The 19,424-nt window shown below is 52.1% G+C and carries 18 protein-coding genes; 6 read left to right on the forward strand and 12 right to left on the reverse strand.

Features of this window, described 5'->3' with window-relative positions; translation table 11 throughout:
• The first annotated feature begins 71 nt into the window (after positions 1 to 71).
• Positions 72 to 1,844, forward strand: a complete 1,773-nt coding sequence (locus AC0QH1_RS19315) for a DUF3352 domain-containing protein (protein WP_324632908.1) — start codon at positions 72 to 74, stop codon at positions 1,842 to 1,844.
• Between the two features lie 150 nt (positions 1,845 to 1,994).
• On the opposite strand, the gene AC0QH1_RS19320 is transcribed toward AC0QH1_RS19315, so the two are convergent.
• A complete protein-coding gene (locus AC0QH1_RS19320; RefSeq protein ID WP_324632909.1) occupies positions 1,995 to 2,255 on the reverse strand; it encodes a hypothetical protein in 261 nt (86 codons plus the stop codon).
• A 220-nt stretch (positions 2,256 to 2,475) separates the two neighbouring features.
• Between AC0QH1_RS19320 and guaA the strand changes: the two genes are divergently transcribed.
• The gene (gene guaA, locus AC0QH1_RS19325; protein ID WP_442957339.1) at positions 2,476 to 4,107 is read left to right on the forward strand and encodes a glutamine-hydrolyzing GMP synthase; all 1,632 of its coding nucleotides are present in this window, start codon (positions 2,476 to 2,478) and stop codon (positions 4,105 to 4,107) included.
• Positions 4,108 to 4,363: 256 nt separating this feature from the next.
• Positions 4,364 to 4,621: a DUF2949 domain-containing protein gene (locus AC0QH1_RS19330; protein ID WP_324632945.1), complete on the forward strand. Its 258-nt coding sequence runs from the start codon at positions 4,364 to 4,366 to the stop codon at positions 4,619 to 4,621.
• A gap of 223 nt (positions 4,622 to 4,844) precedes the next feature.
• Here AC0QH1_RS19330 and AC0QH1_RS19335 read toward each other — a convergent pair whose 3' ends face one another.
• The 10 genes from AC0QH1_RS19335 to atpD form a co-directional block, all read right to left on the reverse strand.
• The gene (locus AC0QH1_RS19335; protein WP_324632910.1) at positions 4,845 to 5,759 is read right to left on the reverse strand and encodes a F0F1 ATP synthase subunit gamma; all 915 of its coding nucleotides are present in this window, start codon (positions 5,757 to 5,759) and stop codon (positions 4,845 to 4,847) included.
• 16 nt (positions 5,760 to 5,775) lie between these two features.
• Positions 5,776 to 7,440, reverse strand: coding sequence for an alternate F1F0 ATPase, F1 subunit alpha (locus AC0QH1_RS19340; protein WP_324632911.1), 1,665 nt, complete (start codon positions 7,438 to 7,440; stop codon positions 5,776 to 5,778).
• Positions 7,430 to 8,746: a F0F1 ATP synthase subunit B family protein gene (locus AC0QH1_RS19345; protein ID WP_324632912.1), complete on the reverse strand. Its 1,317-nt coding sequence runs from the start codon at positions 8,744 to 8,746 to the stop codon at positions 7,430 to 7,432. The genes AC0QH1_RS19340 and AC0QH1_RS19345 overlap by 11 nt, the downstream gene beginning before the upstream one ends.
• A gap of 3 nt (positions 8,747 to 8,749) precedes the next feature.
• Positions 8,750 to 9,028 carry a F0F1 ATP synthase subunit C gene (locus AC0QH1_RS19350; RefSeq protein ID WP_324632914.1) on the reverse strand — a complete coding sequence of 93 codons (279 nt, stop codon included), beginning with the start codon at positions 9,026 to 9,028 and terminating at the stop codon, positions 8,750 to 8,752.
• A gap of 1 nt (position 9,029) precedes the next feature.
• Complete coding sequence (locus tag AC0QH1_RS19355) at positions 9,030 to 9,752, reverse strand: F0F1 ATP synthase subunit A (RefSeq protein WP_324632915.1); 723 nt, start codon at positions 9,750 to 9,752, stop codon at positions 9,030 to 9,032.
• A gap of 111 nt (positions 9,753 to 9,863) precedes the next feature.
• Positions 9,864 to 10,154, reverse strand: coding sequence for an ATP synthase subunit I (locus AC0QH1_RS19360; protein ID WP_324632916.1), 291 nt, complete (start codon positions 10,152 to 10,154; stop codon positions 9,864 to 9,866).
• Positions 10,151 to 11,386, reverse strand: a complete 1,236-nt coding sequence (locus tag AC0QH1_RS19365; RefSeq protein WP_324632917.1) for a cation:proton antiporter — start codon at positions 11,384 to 11,386, stop codon at positions 10,151 to 10,153. Before AC0QH1_RS19365 ends, AC0QH1_RS19360 begins: the two co-directional genes overlap by 4 nt.
• Positions 11,379 to 11,705 (reverse strand): AtpZ/AtpI family protein, encoded by a 327-nt coding sequence (locus AC0QH1_RS19370; protein WP_324632918.1) that lies wholly within the window; start codon positions 11,703 to 11,705, stop codon positions 11,379 to 11,381. The genes AC0QH1_RS19365 and AC0QH1_RS19370 overlap by 8 nt, the downstream gene beginning before the upstream one ends.
• On the reverse strand, positions 11,686 to 12,093 hold the full coding sequence (locus AC0QH1_RS19375; RefSeq protein WP_324632920.1) for a F0F1 ATP synthase subunit epsilon: 408 nt from the start codon (positions 12,091 to 12,093) through the stop codon (positions 11,686 to 11,688). The genes AC0QH1_RS19370 and AC0QH1_RS19375 overlap by 20 nt, the downstream gene beginning before the upstream one ends.
• A gap of 112 nt (positions 12,094 to 12,205) precedes the next feature.
• On the reverse strand, positions 12,206 to 13,639 hold the full coding sequence (gene atpD / locus AC0QH1_RS19380; protein ID WP_324632921.1) for a F0F1 ATP synthase subunit beta: 1,434 nt from the start codon (positions 13,637 to 13,639) through the stop codon (positions 12,206 to 12,208).
• Between the two features lie 633 nt (positions 13,640 to 14,272).
• Between atpD and AC0QH1_RS19385 the strand changes: the two genes are divergently transcribed.
• The gene (locus AC0QH1_RS19385) at positions 14,273 to 15,358 is read left to right on the forward strand and encodes a hypothetical protein (RefSeq protein WP_324632922.1); all 1,086 of its coding nucleotides are present in this window, start codon (positions 14,273 to 14,275) and stop codon (positions 15,356 to 15,358) included.
• A gap of 139 nt (positions 15,359 to 15,497) precedes the next feature.
• Here the strand turns inward: AC0QH1_RS19385 and AC0QH1_RS19390 are convergent, their stop codons facing one another.
• Complete coding sequence (locus tag AC0QH1_RS19390; RefSeq protein ID WP_324632924.1) at positions 15,498 to 17,390, reverse strand: transketolase; 1,893 nt, start codon at positions 17,388 to 17,390, stop codon at positions 15,498 to 15,500.
• Positions 17,391 to 17,762: 372 nt separating this feature from the next.
• On the opposite strand from AC0QH1_RS19390, the gene AC0QH1_RS19395 reads away from it, so the two are divergent.
• A complete protein-coding gene (locus AC0QH1_RS19395) occupies positions 17,763 to 18,512 on the forward strand; it encodes a ZIP family metal transporter (RefSeq protein WP_324632925.1) in 750 nt (249 codons plus the stop codon).
• A gap of 39 nt (positions 18,513 to 18,551) precedes the next feature.
• A complete protein-coding gene (locus AC0QH1_RS19400) occupies positions 18,552 to 19,415 on the forward strand; it encodes an SDR family NAD(P)-dependent oxidoreductase (protein ID WP_324632926.1) in 864 nt (287 codons plus the stop codon).
• The last annotated feature ends 9 nt before the right edge of the window (positions 19,416 to 19,424 follow it).

Raw genomic sequence — 19,424 nt, forward strand, 5'->3', positions numbered from 1 at the left:
GGGGGGAGAACTCCTCCCTACGCATAAATGACGAGGGTTTCCGTTCTCCCCCTTACCAACCCTAATTTCTGATGAAGCCACGCTCATTTTTTTCAATTTTAGCCGTTACGGTACTCCTGGTCTTGCTGCTGGGCGTTGGTGGTCTGTACGCCATCATCACCACCGGACCGATCGAGCTGCTGCGATCGCCTGACGCAACCCGCGTAGAGGCGGCGATGTTCGTCTCCAAACAAGCGCCCTTGATGGCCTCCTTGTTAGTGAATGCAGACAAACTCGAAGACTTTGCAAGAACTGCAGCACCGCCACCGAAGCGAAGCCGAGTGCGAGCCGAGTTTAATAAAATTAAAGAAAGCTTTCTGGCCAATACCGATTTAGACTACCGCCGAGATATCGCGCCGTGGTTGGGGGAAGAAATCACCTTTGCCCTGAGCAATCCCGACTTCGATCGCGATATTGCCAACGGTCGGCAACCGGGGTATTTGCTTGCCGTAGAAACCAAAGATCCGCAACGCAGCCGCGATTTTCTCGAGGCGTGGTGGGGGTCTCGCGCCAGTAGCGGCAGCCAAATCGTGGTGGAAAACTATAAAGGCGTGAAGCTGATTTACAGCCAGCCCCTTGCCGGCAGCCAATCCGGGCCGGTGTTAGGCGGGAATTGGGCCAGTGCGCTGCTCGGATCGCGCTTCGTCTTGTTTGCCAATTATCCCAAAGTGCTGCGCGATGCCATCACCAACGTGCAAGCTACAGAACTCAGCCTGAAGGACAATCCCGCCTACCAAGAGGCGATCGCCAATATGCCCGCAGGCGGCATCGGTTTGAGCTTCGTGAATGTGGAGCAATTTGCCGCCTGGATTAGCGATCGCCCGGTAGAATCTGCCAGCGCCACTGCGGAAAGCGTGTTCGGGAAAGTGTCCCCCAGCCTCGGCATTGCCCTGGGATTGAATCGCCAAGGACTGCTCGCCCAGACCGTTTGGAACTCCACCGCCCCGGCGGCGATCGCCAGCGCCTTGCCCAGCTTAACCCAGCCAGTGGGCGCGTTGCAGTATCTCCCCCCACAAACTGCCTTCGCCCTCTCCGGAGCCAATCTGCAACGCTTGTGGAGCGAACTGTCCGAAAGTTTTGCCGAAGATGAGGCAGTCGGGGCCATCCTGCGCCAACCCCTCGCCGCATTGCAGTCGCGCTGGGGCCTGGATTTACCCCAGGATGTGTTTGACTGGGTGGAGGGCGAATATGCCTTGGGCTTGGTGCCTCAACTCAGCGATACCCGGGAAGGGAAGACCACCTGGGATTGGATTTTCGTGGCTGAGCGAAAACAAGCCGCTACCGAGGGAATTGCCAGCTTAGATGCGATCGCCAATTCGCAAGGGTTTAGCGTCGGTCCGCTTTCCTTGGGCGATCGCCAGGTGTACGCTTGGACCAAACTCGCCACCACCGAGGACAACCCCACCGCTAACCCCTTAACCCCAGTCAGAATTACCGCCCAAGTAGAAGGCGTTCATGCCACAGTGGGGAATTATGAAATCCTCACCACTTCCCTCGAGGCAATGGATGAAGCGATCGATGCATCGCGCCAGGGATCGATTTTAACCCACGAAGCCTTTCAAGCCGCGATCGCTCCTTTGCCCGAATCCAATTATGGCTATCTCTATCTCGACTGGTCCGCCAGTCAAGGGCTTTTAACCCGTCGGGTTCCCGTTCTCAAGCTGATTACCTTGGTCGGAAAACCCTTCTTCAAACGCTTGGAATCGATTTCCCTCAGTGGACCGGCACCCTCCCCCACCGAACCGCCAGAAACCCCCTCTTCAGCGTCTCGGATCGCGGATTTATTTATCCGCTTGAGTTCTTAACCTCCGCTGTATTTTTCGGGAGAATGAAGCATCAAAAAATCGGTGATTTCTTCATTCTTCCCGAGGGATTTTTCTCGGGGATTTCACCGTTTGTGGCGCACTCGGTCGCGGGGACGAGAATGAAATCGACAGACAAGCTATGCCCTGTCCCTACAGGCGGAGGTTCTGGTATAAACCATTGGTTCGAGCGGACAAGCGGGCAAGAAACCAACTGATTCCAATCAGTTGGCGATGGCGCAACCTTGGCGGAAGAAACCCGGTTTTGAAGCTGGATTTCCCCGGGGAGGGGGCGACCCCGCGAGTCTCGGCACGAAATCGTCCCATCGATTGGGGGAGAGGCGATCGCAGTGGCGCGGTGGGGAAGCGATCGCGCCCAGGTTCAGTTGCCCCGGCAGGCAGGGAACGAGTCAAAGTTAAAGAAACTGCAAAAATTTCGACGAGAAAAACCTGTGGCTAAGATATTATAACTAATAAGCGTTAAAGTGTATTTTCAATCGTGCAAAAAGCCACCGGGCTTTTATCCCAAATTGGTCTAGACGAAACCGAAAAAATGGCCAGCGAAAAGCTTGCATCTTGCATCGCTAGCAAATAGGTTGGAGTCTGAACCAGACCCGTAGAAGAGAAATTAGCAGTGAGTACGCAAATCCCAACCCAACAACCCCCCGTCAGCGAAACAGTGGAAGACAAGCCAGATACCAAGCCAATTCCCCGTGAGACGATTTTAATTTTAGATTTCGGTTCGCAGTATTCCGAGCTAATCGCGCGTCGAATTCGCGAAACTGAAGTGTATTCCGAGGTGCTGTCCTATCGGACTTCAGCCAGCGCCCTAGAGAAACTGAAACCCAAGGGAATTATTCTCTCGGGCGGTCCGAACTCGGTGTACGATGCCGGTGCGCCGGAATGCGATCCGGGGATTTGGCAGCTTGGCATTCCGGTATTTGGCGTCTGTTATGGGATGCAGTTGATGGTGCAGCAGCTTGGGGGGAAAGTCGCCCCAGCGGAACGCGCCGAATATGGCAAAGCCGCCTTGTACATTGACGATCCCACAGATTTGCTGACCAACGTGGAAGACGGATCCATCATGTGGATGAGTCATGCCGACTCGGTATTGAAGATGCCAGAAGGATTCGAGTTACTGGCGCATACCGAGAACACCCCCTGTGCGGCGATCGCCGATCACGAGAAAAAACTCTACGGCGTGCAATTTCACCCCGAGGTGGTGCATTCGGAATGCGGGCTTGCCCTGATTCGCAACTTTGTTTATCACATTTGCGAGTGTCAGCCCACCTGGACCACGGCGAGATTTGTAGAAGAAGCGATCGGCGAAATTCGCGATCGCGTCAGCGATCGGCGCGTGTTGCTGGCATTATCCGGCGGCGTGGATTCCTCCACCCTCGCCTTTTTGCTGCACAAAGCGATCGGCGATCGGCTCACCTGCATGTTTATCGACCAAGGATTCATGCGGAAATACGAGCCAGAACGGTTAGTCAAACTGTTTCAAGAGCAGTTCCACATTCCCGTGGAATACATCAACGCCCGCGATCGCTTTCTCGCCCAAATGAAAGGCGTCACCGATCCGGAAGAAAAACGCAAGCGCATCGGGCACGAATTCATCCGCGTATTTGAAGAAGAATCCAGACGCCTCGGCCCGTTTGACTTTTTAGCCCAAGGCACCCTTTACCCCGACGTGATCGAATCTGCCGACACCAGCATCCCCTCCCAACCCGGGGAACGAGTCGCAGTGAAAATCAAAAGCCATCACAACGTCGGCGGTTTACCCGAAGACTTGCGCTTCAAACTGATCGAACCCTTGCGGAAACTGTTTAAAGATGAAGTCCGCAAAGTGGGACGATCCATCGGGTTGCCCGAAGAAATCGTCCGTCGCCATCCCTTCCCCGGGCCGGGGTTAGCGATTCGCATTTTAGGCGAAGTCACTGTAGAACGGTTAAATATCTTGCGCGATGCGGACCATATCCTGCGCCAAGAAATCCGTCAGCGCGGCATGTACCACGATTTTTGGCAAGCCTTTGCGGTCTTGTTACCCATACGCAGCGTCGGCGTCATGGGCGATCGCCGCACCTATGCCTATCCGATCGTTCTGCGCTTTATCTCCAGCGAAGATGGCATGACCGCCGACTGGTCTCGCGTTCCTTACGATATGTTGGAAACTATTTCTAACCGCATCGTCAATGAAGTGCGCGGCGTCAATCGCGTGGTTTATGACGTCACCTCTAAACCCCCCGGAACCATCGAGTGGGAATAGGCCAACTTCACAACTAGCACAACACAGATTTGCCCGCTAAATGCACAAAGTTCGGTAAAATTGCGGATGCCGTTGCCATGAGAATGTGCTGCATTAGTAATAAGTATTCATATGACTTGCATTAACGCGGGTTGAGCCAGTTGACTACCTGCGCGATCGCCAAATGGACGGATCGAAAAGTAGCAACCAGCGTCACCCAAAGCAGTACAATTGCATGTCACGTTTAGAACGTCAAACTCAGGAGGTGAAATTTGCAATGGCACCCGCCACCTATTCCCAATTCATTCGCTTTCTCCAAGAGGAGTTAGCCCTTTCTGCTTCCTCAATTGCATTTGCGGAGCGGATCTGTGCCGCTGATTCCCGTCCGCGAGAAATGGATCCCACTCCCTTACCGATGGTTCTCTGGCAATATGGGTTCGTCACCCTCAAACAGTTAGAGCGCATCTTTGACTGGATGGAAAATTCCCCGTTGACGACCCGCTTGAATCACTCTGTTACCAACCAGGAGGCATAATTGTCTTGCACAGTCTCCCAAGCATCAAAGGGCATTTGTACTTACCTGACCCATGCCCTCTATTTTCCAATTGCAGCGATAAAATAACAAGCCGAGTCACCCTCACCCAACCCAACTCGGCTTTTCATTGTTATGAAAAAATTTTTTCCCACCCCGCAAGAAAAACCGTTTAAATTGGTAAAAAAAAGCAGAGGCGGTATTGAAATCCGCTGCTTTTTATGTTCTACCCTTCCGATTGAGTGAGCGCTTCAAACCCTGATGCAACTTCCAGCAATTCTGACGTAATCGAACTTTGTCTTTCCCGACGATACTGAGAAGTTAAATCCCCAAGTCGTTCTTGAATATTCTTTTCCGCTGCCTGCATCGAAGACAGGCGGCTAGCATTTTCACTGGCCAAAGATTCAGCAAAGGCGCGATAAAGCGACAGGAATAAATATTCTCGGATTAAGGCAGAAAATAACCGATTCCAATCCATTGTAAAGGTGGGTAACACATTATTCGGCCAGTCTTTGTGGACTAATTCCTTCAACCAGTCCGGGTTTAGGGGAAGCAATTGCAGGGTGCGCGGCTCATAAGAAGAACCAGAGAGAGATTGATTGTAAAAAATCACAATTCGCGCCACTTGTTCTTCATTTCGCCATTGCTGAATATTTAGCAAGATTTCCTGGACCATATTGGTAATCCCGTTCACGGAACTGGGCACGGAAAACGAAGTGGCGATCGCCTGTTTTCGCGCTGACAGCAGGGGAACGATCCGCGCCCCCACCGCCGCGATCGCCCGGTTTTCTGGCTTCACCTCCCACTCGTCTAATTGCTGCATCCCATGAGAAACCACGCGCTCGTTAAATTGACCGCACAACCCTTGGTCCGAACCAAACACGATCGCCCCGATGCGCCCAATCCCGCCAGACTCGCTCTGGCCAGAGAGCATCTGCGGCGTATATTCATCAGAAAAATATCCCCGTCTCATGGCAATATGCAGCCCCATTTCCACGGTGCGATTGTACTCACTCAAAGACTCCACCGCTCGCTGATATTGTCGAATGCTGACTGCAGCGAGAGCTTTCATGGTCTTGACCACTGATTGCAAATCTTCAACGCTACTAATTTGAGCTTTAAGTGCTTGAGCGGTTGGCACGATTTTTTCCCCTCATCTATTGCGGTTGGTTTTCTTCAGTTTCTTCGGAATGTTCCGATTCGGATGCGGCGTTTGACTCGGTTTCGCCTTCGTCTTCCCCGCCTTCTCCTTCGGCGCGTTTTTCTTCACCGGATTCGCCTTGTTTTTCCGCGTCACTGGAGCGGCGATCGATAGCTTCTCTGGCGGTATCTAATATCGCCAAGCGGTCTTCATCGCTGAGAGATTCTCCCGATTCGATGCGATCGCAAATATCCGACACTCGCTCCGTCACCCGTTGGCGAATTTCTCCCGCCGCCTCTTCCACCTCATCGAGTTCGATTTCGTCCAATAACCCATTATTCACCGACATCAGCACGGCAATTTGCTCCGACACCGAAAGCGGTTGAGATTGAGGTTGCTTTAGCACCTCGCGCACGCGACGCCCTCGGGTGAGGGTTTGTTGCGTTTCCTCATCCAACTGCGTGCCGAAGCGAGCAAACACTTCCACTTCTTCAAACTGGGAATAAGACAGACGTAAATTGCCCGCCAAGCCTTTATAGGCGCTTAACTGGGTTTTTCCCCCCACCCGGGAGACGGATTTACCCACATCCACCGCCGGTAAAACCGCTTTTTGAAATAAATCGGGCGATAAATAAATTTGACCGTCGGTAATGGAAATTAAATTGGTGGGAATATAAGCAGAAATATTCTGCGCTTGGGTTTCTACAATGGGTAAAGCAGAAAGAGAACCGCCCCCGAGTTCATCGCGCAGGTGAGTCGATCGCTCCAGCATCCGCGAGTGAATGTAAAAGATATCCCCCGGATAAGCTTCTCGACCGGGGGGGCGTCGCAGCAAGAGGGATAACTCCCGATACGCCCAAGCGTGACGGGTTAAATCGTCATACACCACTAAGACATCGCGCCCTCGGTCCATAAAATACTCGCCAATGGTGGTTGCTGCATAGGGGGCGACGTATTTCAATCCCGGAGGGTCTTCGCCGGAGGACACCACCACCACGGTGTAGTCCATTGCTTCATGTTGGCGCAACTCGGCGATCGCCTTCGCCACGGAAGCGACTCGCTGTCCGATGGCGCAGTAGATGCAGATTACATCTTTATCCTTTTGATTGATAATCGTATCGATCGCGATCGCGGTTTTGCCGGTTTGGCGATCGCCCACGATCAGTTCTCGCTGACCCCGACCCACGGGAATCAAAGCATCCACCACTTTTAACCCGGTTTGCAGGGGAACGCTTACCGGGGCGCGGTCCATAATGGCTGGGGCTTCCCGTTCGATCGGGCGACGTTCTTCTGCATTAATCGACCCTTTGCGGTCCAGGGGGCGACCGGTGGCATTCACCACCCGCCCCAGGAGACCCTCGCCCACCGGCACATCCATAATCCGCCCGGTGCGATGCACTTCGTCACCGGCCTGTATCTTTTCGCTTTCTCCTAACAGAATCACCCCGATTTGATTCGGGTCTAAATTAAAGGCAATGCCCAGTATGTCCCCGGGAAAGCGCAGCACTTCTTCCGAGCGCACGTCGGGCAATCCGGACAGGGTGGCAATCCCGCGCGAAACCGATTTGACAATGCCGATTTCGCGAGTTTCGAGTTGGGGGTGGTAACTGTCTAGGGCGCGATCGAACGCACTAAAGGTATCGTCGAGTACCCGCAACAGTTGGCGATCGTTATTTCGCATTCTCTTCCTCCTTCACAGCAGCAGATAAGCGGCGTTCCAGGGAGTCCATGTATCGCTCTAAACTCCAGACAATGGAACGATTGCCAAATTGCAATTCTACGCCACAGATTAAGTCATCGGACTGGGCAAATTGCACCTGATGGTGGTTGAGCAAATGCTCTTGTTTCAGGTGATGAATGATTTGCTCGCGCTTGGGTTGGGGAATCTCGAAGCTGCTGCGGATGGCGATTTTTTCGGAATGTCCTAGGGCTTGGTCGATGGCTTTGCGTTCCGATGAGTTGAGATTTTGGAGCCGCTTGAGGAAGACGGAAATTGCCCGTTCTTCTAAGTCTGCATCGGCCAAATCTTGCAAGGCGCGACGGGCGATCGCGTAGGTTTTTTCTAGCACCTGGGATTCGATATTTTCCGCTTTTTTGGCGACTCGTTCTCGTTCTTCTATATCGGCTTTTTCTTTGCGGGTTTCTTCTTGAATGAATTGAGCAAAGCGCTCTTCTATGCCTTGTAAATAGGTTTGAAAATCCCAGGAAACGGCTTGACCGTCTACCTGGACGGTAATGCCGCAGAGTAAGCGCTCGGAAGTGACAAATTTTACCGGGATTTGGGTTTCGGTGTCTTCGGCAAAATCCTCCGCTTTGTGACCGTTATTCTCCCGTTCTTTTTCCTCGGGTTCCTCGGCAATGGTGAGGGTTTTACCCGAGGCAATTTGGTTTTGCAACAAGTCGAGGAGTTGATGGCGTTTGTCATCGGGAATCTGGAAGCCGCTGCGGATGAAAATCGGTTCTTCAGAGGTTTGTAATGCCTCGCGCAGACGATCGCGCTGTTCGTCCTCGAGGCGTTGCAGGCGATCGCAAAATCGGGCGATCGCCCGTTCTTCCAGGTCCGTATGGGCGACCTCTTGCAAGGTGCGCCGGGTGAGGTCGTAGGTTTCCTGCGCCACCTGTTGTCGCAGTCGGTGGAGAAAGGATTTTTGTTCGCGATCGATGGCCGATCGCCATTGCGCCTGGAGGTTATCCACCTCGCGGCGGGCTTGGTCGATCAGCGCTTTGCGCCGCGCTTCGGCTTGTTCTTTGGCTTGTGCCACGATTTGCGATCGCCGATCTTCGATTTCTCTGCGCTTTTGTCGGTAAGCTGCGGCGGATTCTCGCGCTTTGTCGCGATCGCGCTGCGCCTCCTGCCAGCGATTTTCTAGCTTTTTCTGGCGATCGTCCATCGTTTTGAGGATGGGTTTATACAAAAACTTCCACAGCAGGAAAACCAGAATGAGGAAGTTGACGATCTGGGCGACGACGGTAAACCAAGTAATCACCGATTAGCCTCCTCCCTGTTGGGTAAACTGACCCCAAAAGGGATTGGCAAACAGCAAAATAATCGAAATCACAAAACAATAAATTGCGGTAGATTCGATAAATGCCATCCCCACAAATAATGTCCGGGTAATCGTATTCGCTTTATCCGGTTGTTGTGCCAGCGCTCTCAGGGCATTGGCAAGGGCCAATCCTTCCCCGATCGCCGGACCGACTGCGCCAATGGCAATGGTTATTCCAGCGGTGAAAATCGACACCATACCCACCAGTCCCATATTATCCATTTTAACTCGCTCCTTGTTCTGAATGTTGGTTTTGTTGTTTTTTGGTCGTGTGCTGCGCGCTCATTCCCGAGGCAATATAAACTAATGCCAAAATGGCAAATACATACGCTTGAATGACGCCAATTAAAATCCCAAATGCCCGCATGACCATCGGCAGGAATAGCGGCACCAGGGAAATTAAAATGGCGACCAGCAAGCTGGTACTCATAATGTTGCCAAACAAACGAACTGCCAGAGAAAGGGTTCGCGACAGTTCGCTGATAATCTGAAACGGCAACATAATCGGCGTCGGCTGAATGTAATGCTTGAAGTACGCTCTCCAGCCTACGTTTTTGATTCCGTAATAAGGAACGGCAAAGAACACGCAAATAGCCCAAGCTGCCGTGCTAGACAGAGAAGCCGCTGGAGATTCATAATAGGGAAACAAGGTCAGAATGTTCGCCAGGGCGATAAACAAAAATAAAGTGCCCACAAAGGGTAAAAATTGTTTGGGTTCTTGTCCGATTCCCTCGCGAATTTGGTCGTTGATTTGCTTGACGATGATTTCTAGCATATTTTGCCAGGGGGAAATTTTATCCGGTGCGATCGCCAGATTTCGCGTCACCAGCCAAGACCCGATAACCAAAATTGCCATCACCAGCCAAGTAAAGACTAGGGTAGCATTGAGGACAACCCAATTCCACTGCCAGTAGATGATGTTATCAATAAATTGCCATGTTTCCATTGCAGTTTACACAGAATTTGTCAGCTTTGCAATTCAATGCGGTTTAACTCGGGGTTGCGCGATCGCCTCCCAAAAAAACTCGCCTTGCCGTTCTCTCATCCCGGGCTAAAACTAGAACAGTTTCACCTTTTCTTTGGGGTGCCAAACTTGGGTTAAAACCGCGCGGGCAATTAAAAATCCCAACAGGCAAACCAAGGCGCTTTCCCACTGTCCGTTCATTACGATATAAAAGCCGAGCAAGGTAATCGCAACCCGCCCCAAGTAACTGCCGATAAATAACCGCGCCGGCCATTGGGTGGTGGGCAGTTGTCGCACGGTAATCCACAAACTGGCGAAGTAGAAAACGCCGAGGGCAAATCCGGCGGGAAGGGCAATAAATAATAAGGGAAAAATGACGTTCATGGTGTTTCTCCTTGTTTTTGAGGCCACTTATGGAGCAGCGATCGCAGGGCAAGCGGTGCAATAATACTGGTTGCCGCCGAGACTAAAACCATCGCGGCAAATATCTTTTCCGATACCGCCCACGACCCGAGTTTCAATCCGCGTTGCATGACAATCATCGTAATCTCGGCTCTCGGAATCATGCTGACACCAATCAAGATGCCACCGATTTTGCTAGTGGTTAAATAAGCCAAACCCCCGGCACCGAGAACTTTCCCGAGAACTGCAGCAATGAGTAAAATCAATCCCATTCCCACGGCACTCGTGAGGGCTGTGGGGTCGATTTTTAAGCCGATGCCAATGAAAAAAAACGGGGTCAATAGTTCGTAGATAGATTGAAACGAAGCTTCCATTTTTACCGCTTGCGGATCGCGACTGAACACCAGTCCGGCAAAAAATCCGCCAATGGCAACGGAAAAGCCAAGCAATCCGGCGATCGCGGCAATAATAAATCCAATTCCGACCACTTCCAGCATCGGGTCTGGCGCGGGTTCGATTTCGCGAAAAAACTTGGTCATTTTCGCCTCAAAATAACGCGAAAAGAAAAAGCAAAACGTACCAAACACAACTGCCTTGAACGCAAAGATACCCGAAGTTTCGGCGATAACCGAAACTAACGAACCGCTGTCATTGCTCTGGCTAAGATTGGGGGCAATTGCAAACAGCAACGCCATCAAAATCACCGCAGAAATGTCGTCCATTTCCGCTACATCGAGCAACAATTGACCGTTCGGCGAATCCGTGGCGTTTTCTTCTTCCCAAACCCCGATGGAAACCCCCACACTGGTGGCGGTAAATGCCACGGCCACAAATATACTGGAAATGGCGGATAAGTTGAGCAAAAAATAGGCGGTGACAAATCCCAATCCGCCACTGACGATGATATCTGAAAGCCAGATTTTGCTTGCGCGGGGCAACTGATGCTTGAGTCCGGCTAAATCGCTTTCCAGTCCCACGCGAAACAGCAAGGAAATAATCCCCAATTCGGCTAAAAATACAAATATTTCCTCAGCTTCGGGGGAAAGAAACTGCCATTGCGCGTCTGCCAGACGCAGGAGAAATCCCAGCAGCAAATAGCCTAAGAGATTGGGCAACCCCAAGCGACTGGTGCCCGCTTTGATGGCAATGGAAAGGGCGATCGCCACCCCGACGAGCAACACCATCAGCGGTAGTGCCAGCGCTCCTTCACTCATTGGGTCGCTCCCGTTCTACCCAGAACCAAGCGTTTAGGCAACCCAATACTACACCCACAAATAATAACATCAAAGTCCAGGAATACGGACTCGGATAGGTGACATCGATCCACAGTCCAATCGCCAGACCAATTAAGGTGGGAATGGCAACAGACCATCCAATCAATCCAAACATTCCCAACCCATACCAAATGCTAAACTCATCCTCGCGCTTTGCTTTCAGCTTGCGAGATGATTTCTCCCGAATCTGCTGGTGAAACCTTTCTTGGCGTTTCGGATCGGGTATTCGCTTGCTTTTTCTACTGTTCGGGCGCTTCACGACTTGTCCCTCCCACTTCAATTAATCCGCGCATAAATCCCGCTTCGAGTCTGGAAACGGCAGACCGCGCTTGTTTCTCCCGGTCGTCCAGGGTTTTATATTTCTCTTCTACGGTTTGCTGCAACGAGTCTAAGTCTTTTCCTTTCGCCGCTTGTCGGGTAGACACTAACACCTCAGAACCATTTTTTACCAGGGTTCCTTGATTGACCGCAACAAATGTTTCTGTTCCTCCTGCGGATTCGTATGATAGTATTCCCGGCACCAATGCGGTTACGAAGTCGATATGATTGGGCAACAGTCCAAACGCTCCATTTTCGGCTTCTGCTGTTACTTTTTTAACGTCTTCGTCTACCAGCACTTCTGTGGGTAATAAAATTTTTAGCTTCATTTTTTATTGGCTTTTTATAAGGTTCTTTTGTGCTTTTTTGCGCTATATTACCGGAATTAAAATTAGGATATGGGGGAATTTCAATCCAGCATTTTCCCTCACGAACCGCAGATTATTCTTTTTCCGAGTTTTCCTCCTGTTCTTGGGGTTGACTTTTTTGTGCTTCGTCGATTTTGCCAAGCATGTAAAGCGATCGCTCGGAATAATCGGAAAATTCGCCTTGGAGAATGCGATCGCATCCGTCGAGCGCTTCTTCCATGCTGACCAATTTGCCCGCTTTGCCGGTAAACTGTTCGGTGGTAAAAAACGGTTGGGTTAAAAACCGCTCTAGACGACGGGCGCGGTTCACGGTTTGGCGATCGCTGGCGGAAAGTTCCTCCATCCCCAGCATAGAAATAATATCTTTTAAATCTTCATAATTCGCCAGAGTTTGTCGCACCGTTTGGGCGATTTGATAGTGCCGCTTTCCCACAATGGGAGGCGTCAGCATTTTAGAATTCGATTGCAGGGGATCGATTGCCGGATACAATCCCTGACTGGCGCGCTTTCGCGATAGCACGATCGAAGAAGACAAATGCCCGAACGTGTGAACTGCTGCCGGATCGGTAAAATCATCTGCCGGAACGTACACCGCCTGTACGGAGGTAATCGAACCGCTGGCGGTATTGCCGATCCGTTCTTCGAGTTCGGACAATTCCGTGCCCAAGGTGGGTTGATATCCCACTCGCGAGGGCAATCGTCCCATCAAACCGGACACTTCCTGTCCCGCCTGAATGAATCGGAAAATATTGTCCATCAGCAATAGCACATCTTGCTTGGCGTCATCGCGGAAATACTCCGCCATTGTCAGCGCCGCATGACCCACGCGGAATCGCGCTCCCGGCGGTTCGTTCATCTGCCCGAATACCATAATGGTATTGTTAAGCACCCCCGCTTCTTGCATTTCGCGATAAAATTCTTCTGCCTCGCGGTTGCGTTCGCCGATCCCGCAAAACAGACTGACTCCTTCGTGGTGAGTCGCCATGTTGTGTATCATTTCCGAGAGCAAGACGGTTTTGCCCACACCGGCACCGCCAAACAAACCCGCTTTCCCCCCGCGTTCTAGGGGTGCGAGTACGTCGATCGCTTTGATCCCGGTTTCGAGAATCTCCGAACTCGTGGATTGCTCGGCGAGTTCCACGGGGGGTTGATGAATCGATCGCCATTGTGCGTCGCTGATTTGGTCTTTTTTATCGATCGCCTCGCCGAATACATTAAATACCCGACCCAGTAATTTATCTCCCACGGGCACTTTGAGCGTTTTTCCCGTGTCTTTCACCGCCGCACCTCGTGCCAAACCGGCAGTGGGCATCAGGGCGATGCCGCGCACCGTCTGCTCGTCTACGTGGTTCACCACTTCGATGACAATGCGATCGTCTTCACCGGTTCTCAATTCGCTATATACCTCCGGAAGCCCTTCCGAAAACCGAACGTCAACCACACTACTGCGAATGGAAATAATTTGTCCGTGATGATTTGATTTTCGCGAGTCTTCCGTTTTGTTCATGGCAAGCAATTTTTAACAACCGTCTCGATAATCTGTTTATTTTTTTGCCCGGATTTTTGGCGCTGGTATTGCGCCCAACTCTTACCAGAGAGTCACGCCCAGGGCGAGGAACTCCGGCGGGTTTGGCCGACTCCTCTATTTGGAATAGGTCTTTTTAGTTATCGTCTTTCTATTACTAAAACACTTTCGCTTCGGCAATCATCTTCCTAAAGGAAGAGATTTTCTCTCGGCAGATGTTCGCCGAGGGGAAACCCTGTGCCAGATGCTCTTGACGGTTGGGCGATCGCCACCCGCAAAACTTGAAAGTTGAAAAAATTCTTAATTCTTAATTCTTAATTTTTAATTCTTAAGTTGGCGAAGGAAATGACCCTGGGTCGGGGTGTAATCTGTATCTTAGTGAAGGTTGGGATGGAGGGAGGGCTTCCGGTGGTTACATTTCCTTGTCATCTCTCTGGGGAAGCATTTTTTGGCACATTTATTTCTGCCGCTAGGAGGTTGAAGGGCGTCCCCAGGGAAATTTTGCCTAATCCTAGAGTAATAAAAAGCTTTATTTATCTTAAACGGCTCTGGTTTTTTACTATAATAAATACTAATGATAGAAATCTAATAAAGTCGATAAAACTGAGGGTTTTTATGGTAAAAGTAGCAACAACTGACATGCCAGATGCAGTAGATATTGCAGTGAAAGAAGCGGCTTCTGAGGCAATGGGGGCACATCCGCAGCAGCTAAAAATTGTGGCAGCGGAGAAACGAACCTGGCCGAATGGCTGTCTCGGACTGGCCCAACCCCGGGAATACTGTCCCCCGGCGAAAGTGGAAGGATGGCGGGTAGTTATCTCCGATGGCAGGGATACCCTAGTATATCGCACCTCCCTGTCAGGCGATCGCCTGCGGCAAGAAAAAGAAGACACCTACAGTGGCAAGCTGCCCCCGGAAGTTGCCGAGATGGTTTTGCAGGACGTGCAGCAGAGAGCTAGGGAACAGATTTCCGAGCTACACATCGTCCACGAGGAACAACGAACCTGGCCCGATAGCTGCCTGGGGCTGTCGGAACCGGGGGAAGTCTGCGCTCAAATGCTGGTGGATGGGTGGCGCGTTGTGGTGGAAAATCACGATCGCCAGTGGATCTATCGCACCTCCCTAGAAGGCGGAAAAATCCGGTTGGAATCCCACGAAAGCACCTCGGGGAATGGAAAGATAAGCGATCGCCTCGCCCATGCCGTAGTGCAGCAAACCGCGAAACATGCGGACACTTCCCCCTCAACCCTGCACCTAGTGGAAGCCGAACCGCAAACCTGGAACAATACCTGTCTCGGTCTTCCCCAACCCGGAGAAGCCTGCGAACAACAGCCGGTGGAAGGATGGCGGATTGTGGTAGAAAACGATTGCCAAACCTGGGTGTATCGCAGCGATCGCAAAGGCAGTAACATCCGCTTGGAAACGCCCTATCATACCGCCGTGGGCAACCTTCCCCCTTCCGTGAGCAATGCCGTATTGCACCATATCTCGCAACAGTCGGGCAAGTCTCCCTTGGGACTGCGGATCGTGGAGGCAGAACGAGAAACCTGGCCCGATCGCTGCCTGGGTCTTGCCGAACCGGAAGAATCCTCGGTGGAAGAAACCTTAGTTCCGGGATGGCGCGTGATGGTCTCCGATCGCCATCGGGCCTGGACCTATCGCACGGACCGCGATGGCAGCACCTTACGCATCGAAAAATAGCCATTGTTGGTTGCTCTCGTTTTCTCTCGTTCCCAGGATAAGCCGTAGGGTGGGCAATGCCCACCCTACAGGGTTTCTATACGGTTTATACAGTAGCCGTAGGGTGGGCAATGCCCACCCTACAGGGTTTCTATACGGTTTATACCGAACTGCCCACCGGCTGCTTCACCAGAGATTGAGCTGCCGCCACGATCGCATCCGCGTCTATTTTCGCACCGTGCAACATTTCCGCCGGCTGACCCGATCCGGGCATGTCGCGCACTGCTAGCTTGATGGGGCGCAACGGCGGTCCGTCATATACCGGAGCGCTGTCCGTACCGGTAAAGGCATCCAGTACAGCCGCACCTAATCCGCCTTCGCTCCAATGATCTTCCACCACAATCAGATTGCCCTCGGTATCGTGAGCTGCTTGATACAGGGTTTCCACATCGATGGGCTTGACGGAATACAGATCGATAACCCGCGCCAGGATGCCTTCTTTTTTCAGGCGATCGTAAGCCGAAAGCGCCTCATGCAGGGTGACACCGGCACCGATGATGGTGAGGCGATCGCGATCGCAACTGCGAAGCACCTTGCTACCCCCAATCGGAAACGCTTCATCCGCATCGTAGATAACCGGAGTTTTCATCCGGGTGGTGCGGAGATAGCAAATCCCCGGGCGATCGCTCATCTGTTCCACCAATTTCGCCGTTTGGTTGCCATCGCAGGGATACAACACCGTGCTGCTCCACACCGCGCGAAAGGCCGCGATATCTTCCAATCCCATCTGCGACGGACCATCCTGCCCGATGGAAACCCCGGCGTGAGACCCCACCAGCTTCAGGTTCGCCCGGGAAACAGCCGCCATCCGCACGAAATCGTAAGCGCGGGAGAGAAATGCCGCAAAGCTGGAGGCAAAGGGCTTGTAATTGAGCGCCTGCAAGCCAACTGCCGCCCCCACCATGAGCTGCTCGCCGATAAACATCTCGAAATAGCGTTCCGGATAGGTTTTGGCGAAGAACTTGGCGCGGGTGGAGTTGCTCACTTCTCCATCGAGACCCACTACCTCCGGTTGTGCGGCTCCCAAGGCTTTGAGTGCCTGACCGTAGGCATCCCGCGTGGCCACGGATTCTCCCATTTCAAAGTGAGGAAGTTCCAGGGGTTGCGCCTTTGCGGGAGCTGCCGGTTTGGCGGCTTTTGGCTTTTGTACCTCGATGCGGATATTTCGTTCGCCGCCTAACTCGGCGATCGCCGCTTCGGTTTGTTCCGGTTTCAAATTCTTCCCGTGATGCCCGTTTTCATCTTCCAATTCAGCATAGCCCTTGGCTTTAATCGTCCGGGCGATAATCGCCGTGGGGCGATCCTCAATAGTTAAGGCTTCTGCATAGGCGCGATCGACCTCCCCCAAATCGTGACCGTCGATCTCGATCGCGTGCCAGCCAAAGGCGCGGGCGCGCTCTGCATACGCTTGAGTATTCCATCCCAATTCCGTTTCTCCGCGCTGTCCCAGACGGTTCACGTCGATAATCAGGCTAATGTTGTTTAGGTGATAGTAGGAGGCGCGATCGAACGCTTCCCATACCGACCCCTCGCCGGTTTCGCTATCTCCTTGCAAGACCCAGATGCGCGCGGGCACTTCGTTGAGATACTTGCCGGCTAACGCCATCCCGAAGCCAATCGTCAGTCCCTGTCCCAGAGAACCGGTTCCCACGTCGATTCCAGGCAGTTTCGGGGTGGGATGACCTTCCACGGGACTGCCAAACTGGCGCAAGGACATCAACTGTTCGTCCGAGATGACTCCCGCCGCCTTCAGCATGGAATACAGCAGGGGCGACGCATGACCTTTCGAGAAAATCACGCGATCGTTATTCGGGTTCTCGGGATTGTCAAAGTCAAAAGTTAGATACTTCGTGAGCAGCACGGCCATCAGATCCGCCGCCGACATCGAGGAGGTGGGGTGCCCGGAACCCGCCTCGCTGGTACAGCGAATGCTATCGACCCGCAGTTGCTGCGCTAATTCATGCCATTCTTGTAATTGATTGGCGTTTGTCATCGTTATCTCCTAAAATTTCTCCTAAATAAATAAATCGGGTCTCTATCTTTCGAGAACCCCAAAAAAAATTTTCTGCTACTTGCGAATTAGACCTCTCCTAATATCCCCGTTCGCTCATTATAAGTTGATATTTCAGCGCTTACGTCTATCAAAAGTAATAAAGCCGCCGCGCGCCTGTGCAATTGTGGCGCGATCGCCCCCGGGTTTTCCCCTCACCGCGTTTTCCGCCCACCGCCGTGCAAACCCTGGCGATCGCCGAAGTGGGAGGAAGGCCCAGCCTCGGCAGATGCGTTGGAGCCTGAGAATGAGGGATGAAAGTGGGATAAAATGACCGGAATTATCAATTAACCTTTTGTGACATACGGCCAAAAGATGGATATTCAATTATTTTTCACCACCTTACTCGCCGCCACGATTACCATGTTGGCAACTGGTTTAGGAGCCGTGCCCTTTTATTTTTTTCCCAGACTCTCGCAAAAGTGGTCGCGACGGGGGTATGGGTTTGCCGGCGGCGTGATGCTCGCCGCTTCCGTGTTCGATTTGATAATACCGGCACTCAGACGGGGTGGATATTCCCCGGTGGCGATCGGCTTAACCGTGGGAACCGGGGTTTTTCTGTTGAGCGAAGTATGGTTGGGTGACAAACAGATCGATTTTGGCGAAATTCGCGGAGCCTCTGCGCGGCGGGTGCTGTTGATTTTAGGCACTTTATTTCTGCATAGCTTCCCGGAAGGAGTGGCAGTGGGCGTGGGATATGGCGCAGGGCAAGAAAACGGCAATTTAGGATTCCTCTTGGCCCTGGCGATTTCCGTGCAAAATATTCCGGAAGGACTGGCGGTGACCCTGCCCCTGCGCGCGGAAAAGGTTCCGGTGAATCAATGCGTGTTTTGGGCGATTTTTTCCAGTGTGCCGCAACCGATCGCCGCCATTCCCGCCCTGCTGGCGGTTTCCTTTTTCCAGCAGATTTTGCCTTATGGATTGGCATTTGCCGCAGGTGCGATGGGGTTTTTGGTAGTCAGCGAACTGATTCCGGAGGGTCTAGAAAAAGGCGATCGCCTGGAAATCGGCACCATTGTGGCCATCGGCTTTTTGCTAATGACCATCGCCCATACCCTCGTCTAACTCCCGCTTCGTTCCCCCAAAAACTCTAGCTAGAGGAAGATGACAACTGCCGTGGGTTTCTCTACCTTACTGAATAGTACCATCGGGATTGAGAACTCAACCTCTCCTCCCCGGGTTTGTGATTTAGACGGAAATCAACGCTTTATGGGTAAAAGAGTCGAAAATAAAATCGCAATTGTCACCGGTGGCGGTGCGGGTATCGGACGAGAAACCGCCTTGATGCTGGCTTCGGAAGGGGCAAAAGTCGTGGTGACGGATATCGAAGAAGACGGCGGCCAAGAAACCGTTAACCAGATTACAAATCGCGGGGGAACCGCCAAATTTTTGTCCCACAATGTGGTACTGGAAGAAGACTGGAAGCGCGTGTTAAATGAAACCAGCGCTGCATTGGGTTCGCCGAATATTCTGGTGAATAATGCCGGGATTTTGCAGTTTAATGACTTGGCAACCACCCCCGTCGAACAGTGGCATAAGCTGATGGATGTAAACGCTTTAGGCGTATTTCTCGGCCTCAAACACTGCGGGTCTCTGATGGCAGAAAATGGCGGCGGTGCGATTGTCAATTTATCCTCTACCGCCGCCCTGGTTGGCGTCAAGCGGCAAAGTCTCTACGGTGCGAGTAAAGGCGCGGTTCATACGATGACCAAAGATTGCGCGGTGGAATTGGCCGATCGCAAAGTGCGCGTCAATTGCGTCAATCCCAGCGTCATCGATACCGGCATGGCGGAACTCGGCGCAAAAGAACGGGGAATGACAAAAGAAGAAATCGGTCAAATGTATCCGATGGGTCATATTGGCGAACCGATTGATGTGGCTTATGCTACCTTATTTTTAGCCTCGGATGAAGCGAAATTTATTACCGGCACCGAGTTAGTTATTGATGGCGGTTATACGGCAAAATAAGCGAGAAAA

Source organism: Phormidium sp. CCY1219, from assembly GCF_055795085.1.